This window comes from Vibrio harveyi NBRC 15634 = ATCC 14126 = KCTC 12724 (assembly GCF_001591145.1).
Taxonomy (GTDB): domain Bacteria; phylum Pseudomonadota; class Gammaproteobacteria; order Enterobacterales; family Vibrionaceae; genus Vibrio; species Vibrio harveyi.
The window spans coordinates 1-1465 of record NZ_BCUF01000123.1 but is presented as its reverse complement, the minus strand read 5'-3'; the positions used below and the strand labels follow the sequence as shown (position 1 = coordinate 1465).

Here is a 1465-nt window from a genome sequence, read left to right as displayed (position 1 = left end):
AGGTATTGCGTTGCTCACACCTTAACAGGGCGTTAAACGTACCGAGTAGATTATCGGTTATAATAAGTAGATTTTTATCCATTAATTAAATTGTAGAAATGAGTATTGAATTTTTATCGAATGACTTTGAAAAGGTCAGTTACTTAAGTAACTTGCTCACTAGTCACGCTACTGGTGGAGATGCTGACAATTCCGAATATATTCAGCTTCGTCATGAATTACTAAAAGATTCCACTTTAGCACCAATGCTCCCAGGTTGGTTGAAGCTCCACAGAGATCTGGGTTCATTTTTGGGCTTCATCAAAAATAAGTTTGGTACTTATGCGGAAAGGCGTACTTATCTCTCTGAAGAGTTTGCACCTGTTTGTAATTTCTTGGAGTTTGGCGATACACCTACTTTAAAATCAACGGAACCACCATTTAAGACTCAACAGCATATGCCGCAAAGTTCATCTCTAGTTACAGAAGTAAAACCTAAGAAAGACAAAGTGTTTATCGTGCATGGACGCGATAATGAAGCGAAACAAGAAGTAGCAAGATTTGTCGACAGCGTAGGTTTAACTCCAATTATCCTTCATGAGCAAGCAAGTGGAGGCAAAACTATTATTGAAAAAATTGAGCACTACGCTGATGAAGTCGGGTTTGCTTTAGTTCTCTATACGGCTTGTGATCATGGTCGAGGCATTCATGAGACAAAAGTTCATCCTAAGCAACGAGCAAGGCAGAACGTTGTTTTTGAACATGGTTACCTAATGGCTAAATTGGATCGAGGAAATGTTTGTGCTCTCGTTAAAGGCGAAATCGAAACTCCAAATGATATCAGTGGTGTTGTATATGTAGCTCTTGATGCGGCAGGCGCGTGGAAAACTGAGGTAGCTAAAGAACTTAAAGCTAGTGGTTATACCCTAAAAGAGTTCTTCTAGTTCATTTTAAGGTACGTTTAACAAACAATTTAAGAGTGATTCAGCACGCTTGGCATTTTTGGTTTGGGTTAAATTTAGTGTTTACGGTGGTCAAATTGAGTGTCGTGGTCGCGTGCTTCACACCTTAATTGGGCGTTAGGCATATAAGCGGCAATTAACTGAATGGGATTTCCTTCTCCCAATCTTTTAGAGTTTAACCTTTAGAGCTTTTTGGGTCGTTTCCGTAACTATGTTTATCTCGGATTTTGTTGTTGTCACCTCTATGTATAGATACTTCAGATTGCGCTTTTTTCGCTAGCTCACGAGTTTTCTCAAATACTTCTTTTTGAGTTTTGCCTGTAATGCTTGCTCGACTTGCATCCTGACGCTTGCCACGCCAAGTTCCATCTGAACCTTGATAAACGTTGTAGTCATTCTTTGCCATAAAATTTACCTCAAATGAATAAGTTATAGGATCACCAGTGTGTGCAACCACACAAATGATACATGGGTATTTGTACAGGTTAATTCAAGTGGTATATTCAAGAATATGCCTAACAAAT

2 protein-coding genes are annotated in these 1465 nt (G+C 39.0%); one reads left to right on the top strand and one right to left on the bottom strand.

What is annotated here, in order from left to right; genetic code table 11:
- Positions 1–98: 98 nt before the first annotated feature.
- Positions 99–923, top strand: coding sequence for a TIR domain-containing protein (locus VHA02S_RS24740; protein WP_038899771.1), 825 nt, complete (start codon positions 99–101; stop codon positions 921–923).
- A gap of 193 nt (positions 924–1116) precedes the next feature.
- Here the strand turns inward: VHA02S_RS24740 and VHA02S_RS24735 are convergent, their stop codons facing one another.
- Positions 1117–1347 carry a DUF2188 domain-containing protein gene (locus VHA02S_RS24735; protein WP_015296894.1) on the bottom strand — a complete coding sequence of 77 codons (231 nt, stop codon included), beginning with the start codon at positions 1345–1347 and terminating at the stop codon, positions 1117–1119.
- Positions 1348–1465 lie beyond the last annotated feature (118 nt).